6 protein-coding genes are annotated in these 6,250 nt (G+C 42.4%); 3 read left to right on the top strand and 3 right to left on the bottom strand.

The features are described 5' to 3' along the window. Positions 1 to 298, top strand: a 298-nt coding sequence (locus tag IM485_RS05920; protein ID WP_287741894.1) for a Uma2 family endonuclease, incomplete at its 5' end; no start/stop codon positions are given. Between the two features lie 175 nt (positions 299 to 473). Beyond that, positions 474 to 1,898 carry an FAD-binding domain-containing protein gene (locus IM485_RS05915; RefSeq protein ID WP_104395365.1) on the top strand — a complete coding sequence of 475 codons (1,425 nt, stop codon included), beginning with the start codon at positions 474 to 476 and terminating at the stop codon, positions 1,896 to 1,898. Here IM485_RS05915 and IM485_RS05910 read toward each other — a convergent pair. From IM485_RS05910 to IM485_RS05900, 3 genes are all read right to left on the bottom strand, one after another. Then, positions 1,861 to 1,995, bottom strand: coding sequence for a hypothetical protein (locus IM485_RS05910; protein WP_287741896.1), 135 nt, complete (start codon positions 1,993 to 1,995; stop codon positions 1,861 to 1,863). The genes IM485_RS05915 and IM485_RS05910 overlap by 38 nt on opposite strands. A 151-nt stretch (positions 1,996 to 2,146) precedes the next feature. Next, positions 2,147 to 4,840, bottom strand: a complete 2,694-nt coding sequence (locus IM485_RS05905) for an efflux RND transporter permease subunit (protein ID WP_287741892.1) — start codon at positions 4,838 to 4,840, stop codon at positions 2,147 to 2,149. Beyond that, positions 4,837 to 4,974, bottom strand: a complete 138-nt coding sequence (locus IM485_RS05900; RefSeq protein WP_287741890.1) for a hypothetical protein — start codon at positions 4,972 to 4,974, stop codon at positions 4,837 to 4,839. The genes IM485_RS05905 and IM485_RS05900 overlap by 4 nt, the downstream gene beginning before the upstream one ends. A 776-nt stretch (positions 4,975 to 5,750) precedes the next feature. Here IM485_RS05900 and IM485_RS05895 point away from each other — a divergent pair. Further along, positions 5,751 to 6,250: Rpn family recombination-promoting nuclease/putative transposase (locus IM485_RS05895; RefSeq protein ID WP_287741888.1), on the top strand; the 500-nt coding region annotated here is incomplete at its 3' end.

Here is a 6,250-nt window from a genome sequence, read left to right as displayed (position 1 = left end):
TTCCTACGATGTTCATCAAAAATTAAATGTTTACCGTCGCAATCAAGTCCAAGAATACCTAGTCTGGCGGTTTTATGAACAAGAAATTGATTGGTTTCGGCTACAGGCAGGAGAATATATTAAACTAGAACCCGATAGTGAGGGCATAATGCGCTCCCAAATCTTCCCTGGTTTGTGGCTAGATAAAAACGCTTTATTAATGGGCGACTTAGGAAAAGTTTTAGTGATTTTGCAGCGGGGTTTAGAAACAGCAGAACATCGAGATTTTGTCAATAAACTAACTGCCAATCACAGCTAGATTGTAAAATTAGATAATTATTCTTGATCCACTGTCCTATAATTACAGAAAGAGTATTTTTGACTTGAATTTGTTCTTAACTGTACCCCACATTTCGACAAGCTCAATGTAAAATAATCTCGCCCCTGATAATCTTCACTTCGACAAGCTCAGTGACCACTCATCACCTTACTTTATGTCAAATCTAATCCTTTTCTGGCATCGTCGCGATTTACGTCTCTCGGATAATATTGGACTGAGTAAAGCTAGGGAGCGCAGTCCGAAAATTATCGGGGTTTTCTGCCTCGATCCTGCTATTTTAGAAGGGGATGATATCGCCCCGGCTAGAGTTGCCTATCTCCTCGGTTGTCTAGAGGAATTAGAAAAAAATTATCGCCAAAAAGGTAGTCAATTACTGATTATTCGCGGCAACCCCAGTCAAACACTGGTCAATTTAGCCAGCGATTTATCGGCAAAAGCAGTTTTTTTTAACCTCGATATCGAACCCTACGCGCGTCAACGAGATCAACAGGTAATCGCCGCTTTACAAACAAAAGGAATTGAGGTAGAAACCTTCTGGGATCAACTTCTCCATGCCCCCGGACAAGTCCTCACCCTCTCAAAAAGTCCCTACACCGTATATACTCCTTTTTGGAAAAATTGGAGCCAATTAACCAAAGCCAGCCCCACAACCCTAGAAAACCTGCAAGGATTAGACGAAAATGAGGGGGAGAAACTCGCAGAAACTATTAACTTACCAACCCTAGAAAATTTAGGTTTTACTTGGCAAAATCCCTTACCCCTCACCCCCGGAGAAAAAGCCGCTACTAGCAGATTAGAAGAATTTTGTCAAGGGGTTATTAACAATTATCAAGAAGATCGTAACTTCCCCGCTTTCGATGGGACGTCGCGCTTGAGTGCCGCTTTAAAATTTGGGGCGATTGGCATCCGCACAATTTGGACAGCCACCCTAGAATTATTAGAAAATTGCCGGGCCGAGGAAGCAAAAAATAGTATTATCACTTGGCAGCAAGAGTTAGCTTGGCGGGAATTTTACCAGCATTGTCTCTATTTTTTCCCAGAATTGGCGGTCGGTGCTTATAGAAAAGAATTTCGTCATTTTCCTTGGCAGGATAATGAAGAACATTTTCAAGCTTGGTGCCAGGGAAAAACCGGCTATCCGATCGTTGACGCGGCCATGCGACAATTAAATGAAACGGGATGGATGCACAATCGTTGTCGCATGATCGTGGCGAGTTTTTTAACCAAGGATTTAATTATTAACTGGCAAAAAGGCGAAAAATACTTCATGCAGAAACTTTTTGATGGCGATTTAGCCGCTAATAATGGTGGTTGGCAGTGGAGTGCCTCTAGTGGCATGGATCCGAAACCTTTAAGAATTTTTAATCCCGCTAGTCAGACACAAAAATTCGATCCGGAAGGGGAATATATTCGTCAGTGGTTGCCGGAATTAGCCTCCGTAGATACGGAATATTTAGTAACCGGGAAAATCCCCCGTTTAGAAAGACATCGTTGTGGTTATCCTGAGCCAATTGTCGATCATAATCAACAACAAAAAGAATTCAAACGACTCTATAGTAATCAGAAGCCAAAACAATAACTAGGGTTTGTGGCAAAAAGTTTTTAGTGGGGACAGGGTGTGGGGTGTGGGGTGTGGGGTGTGGGGTGTGGGGTTTTACCGATTTTGAGGGGGTCAATTACCTAATTTTTAGGGAAAAAGTCCAGGTATTTTCCCCCCGCTCACTCCCATATCCGGTACTTTTTGATTGACAAAAAGTATAAAAGCCTTACCCAACAAGGTTTTTAGATTTATTCAGCCAACCCTAACTAAAGCGACGGTAAAACTAGCTACTTTTGACTGGCTTTAATCCGGTTCCAAACATCCTCTAAACTTAGATATAACACAGGCACAACAATTAAACTCAACAGGGAAGAAGTGACTAAACCTCCCACAATTACCATCGCCATGGGTTGCCGCAATTCCGCACCAGTACCCAATCCCAAAGCGATCGGAATCATGCCTAAAATTGTCGAACAAGTGGTCATTAAAATCGGTCTTAACCTAATCATTCCCGTTTCTAAAACCGCTTCCTCCCGACTCCAACCCTGTTGACGCAATTGGTTAGTATAATCCAGCAATAACACAGCGTTTTTATCCAGTAATCCCAAGAGGAAGATAAACCCGATCAGAGAAATCATGCTAAACTCACTACCCGTTACCAATAACCCTAACATTGCCCCCACAATCGCTAAAGGTAAACATAAAGCGATGACGATAGTTTCTAGCAGTCTTCTGAATAATAACCATAAAACTCCTAACATTAAAATTGTCGCTAGGATTAAAGTGCGACCAAAACTGCCCAAAACATCGCTACTTTGAGAAGAAGTACCCCAACGCTGTAAAGTTATCCCTTCCGGTAAAGGAATCCCTTCAATTTTAATCGCCGCATCTTCTAATCCTAAATCGGGACTAAGATTAGCACTGAGAAAAATCGCCTGTTGACCATTTAAACGCTCGATCGCCAAAAAATCCCCCCGCTCATTTAATCTAGATGATAGGGAAATATCCTTTAAACCAGAGATTTTAGCGGCCTCAACCCGCAATTTCTCGGCACTATCGCGCAATAGTGGCAAATTATCGCTTTTAATCGCAATTTGGATCGGCTTTTCCGCTTCCGTCTGCACAAAAGGAATGTCCTCGACACTGACATTCACCCCTCTAATTGTCGGTAAAATTTGCCGAATCCGTTGCTGCACCGCACTGGTGTGAGATTTACGATCGCTCTTCAGTTTAACGTGAATTTTGCCACGATTCGGCTCACCGCGTAAACCGGCGATCATAAAAGTCGATTCCACTTCCCCATCCTGCAAAATCGGCGCTTCTAATTTGCTGCCATCGCGGATAGTGCGACGCAAAAGAAAACTTTCGGGAGAACTCGCTAACTGAGAAATCCAAGCGAAACTATCGCTAGAACTCTTAGCCGTCGGTTTATTAGGGCTAATTTGCGTTATTTTCGGCAAAGGAGAAGTATAAACCAGATTAAACTCGCCGCGATCGAGTCGGGGAATAAATCCCCTAGAAATAAAAGGAATCAGGGCAATACCCGCCAAAAAGGTAATTAGGGCGATAGCAATGACCAGCAAACGATGACGTAATGACCAGTTTAAGAGCCGTCGATAGGCGTTTTCAATCGGTCGCTTTTGTTTCGTCATTTTTGCCCGTGACTGCGGTTTCAGCCAATATACTGCCAAAACTGGCGATAAAGTTCGGGCGACCAACAGGGAAAAAATCACCGCAGCCGAGACAGTTAAACCGAAGGGTTGGAAAAACTGCCCCACCGCACCCCCCATAAAAGCCACGGGTATGAACACGGCAACAATGGTTAAAGTGGAGGCGGTGACAGCTAATCCGATCTCCCTTGTCCCCTTGAGTGCCGCATTTTTCGGGGTTTCCCCCGCATCGATTAAACGGGAAATATTCTCCACATCCACGATCGCATCATCCACGACAATGCCGATCACCAAAGCGAGAGCCAGCAGTGTCAGGGTTTCCAGATTAAACCCATAGATGGCCATGATAATGAAAGTCCCCAAAAGAGATAGGGGGATAACCAGAGCAGAAATGACCGTAGCGGCGAAACTGCCTAAAAATATCAAGATCACCAGCACCGACAGCAAAACTGCCAAGAGTAAATCATCGATCGTGCCTTGTAGGGCAGCGCGAATATATTCCGCTTGGGTTTCAGCTAAAATTATCTTGACATCGGGCAGTTTTTGTGCTATGTCTTTAACCAGTTTTTCTGCTTGAGCGGCCAGATCGAGACTATTGGCAGCACCTTTTTTGATTACCTGCACTGCGATCGCCTCTTGTCCGTTAAAGCGCACCAGCGTGGGCAATGGTCGGGTTAAGCTTTTATGGGGATTATCTTCCCTAACTGTACCTTGACCGAGTAAATTAACTTTAGCCGTACCAGGAAGAGCTTTTAAGGGTGGAATTAAATTATCTTGGGCGATTTGGCTTAATTCTTCTAGAGTTTTCTGGTCACTCCCTTCGACTTGGCTCAGCTTGCCCTGAGCCAAGCCGAAGGGGGCAAGCACCAGCGCATAGGTGACTGTTGCCGACTCATTTAAATCAACGGGGATAACTTCTGTAGTAGCTTGAGAGGGTAAAGGGACTTGCGAGATAGTCTGTTTAACTGCTGCGGTGGCTTTGTCTAAATTTGTGCCAATTTTAAAGAAAATGCTGATTACTGACTGTCCAGGGGCAGTAGTCGAAGAAATATCACGACGACCGGGGAGAGAGAAAAGGGGATTTTCTAGGGGTTTAGTTAATTGCTGTTCCGTGGTGATAGCAGTAGCTAAATCCGCTTGAGCGTTAATTATGACGACTGGAAAGCTGATATCGGGGAAAAGAGCGTATTTTAGGGAACTAAAAGCCAAAATTCCCGCCATAGCCACCGCTAACCAGAAGGCAATGGTTAACCTCGGGGCATTAATCGCTATTCGAGAGATATTCAGACGTTCTCGCCACGATTCTTTCATGTTTGTTGAATAAGTGGGGTATGGGGTGTGGGGTGTGGGGTGTGGGGTGTGGGGTGTGGGGTGTGGGGAGAATAAATAAAATAATCTCCTGAATCCTGACTCCTGAATCCTGACTCGGAGACTCCTAACCCCATGGTAGATGTTGGATTTTTGCAGAAGTTCTATTTTCTGACAAAGATAAGCAAAAATTATTTATTGACTGTAAAAACTTGAGAATATTTAAATTAACATTCCGCAATATTTATAAATTCTTAAGAATTAATTGAGAAAGATTTTTATTTAACAACGACGTTATAATGGTTACAGCGATTTGATAGAATTTCATAATGGGTTATTTTGTGCTTTTTTGGGCAGCAATGGTTGAAACCCTTGCCACACCTAGAAGGTGATCCTAATTAAAACGGGTAAATCAGTCAATTTCGCCCACAACGATGATCTTTTTTTTGTGTAGTTTTATTGCAAAAAAAAAGTTTTTTTGACAAAAAGCACAAAGTATGATGCGGGAGAAGGGAGCCTGGAATTATGAATTGGGGAGAGTGATTGCCTTTATTTAGAAAACGGGTTTCTTCGAGAAAATATTTAGAAAACGGGTTTCTTCGAGAAACCCGTTTTCTTGTAATAAATGTTAATTTTTGTGATAGCAACCTTGAAAAATTGGGGATTGTTGGCCTAAAACTGTTAGCAGTAAACCTTTGCAGTTAATGTCATGACTTCTACCCTGTTGCCGTTCTTTCCTGCTGTTTACGATGTTTTGTTCGATTTAGCTCAATCTGATGGATTTTGGGCGAATTTGGCAATCGCTGTCGGTTAAGGGGGTGAGATCATAACAATCCGTTGCCAAAACCGACTTCTCAGAATACAATCGAGAAGAGTAGTCATTCATCGCTCAGATTAGTTAAGATGATATTACATGACTAATAATATTGACCATGACCGCTTATTTAAGGAGTTAATCTCCACCTTTTTTGTCGAATTTATCGAGTTGTTTTTTCCTCAATTGATAGATTATTTAGATAGGGACTCGATTACTTTTTTAGACAAAGAAGTATTTACCGATGTCACCGAAGGAGAAAGGTATGAAAGTGATTTAGTCGCACAGGTTAAGTTTCGAGGAAAAGAATCTTTTTTTCTGATTCATGTAGAGGCGCAGGAAAGTTCCCAAAAGTGGTTTAATCGGCGAATGTTTACTTATTTTGCTCGCTTTCATGAGAAATTTGTCTTACCGATTTATCCGATTGTAATTTTTTCTTATTCAAAGCCAAAAAGAGAAGCGATTAGTCAATATGTAGTCGATTTTCCCGATTTTAAGGTATTAGAATTTAACTATCAAGTAGTGCAGTTAAATCGATTAAATTGGCGAGATTTTCTCAATCAGCCGAATCCGGTTGCTTCAGCTTTGATGGCTAAGAT

This window comes from Microcystis sp. M169S2, from assembly GCF_020245865.1.
GTDB classification, from domain to species: domain Bacteria; phylum Cyanobacteriota; class Cyanobacteriia; order Cyanobacteriales; family Microcystaceae; genus Microcystis; species Microcystis ichthyoblabe_A.
The sequence above is the reverse complement of the archived record's forward strand: the minus strand, read 5'-3'. Positions and strand labels throughout refer to the sequence as shown.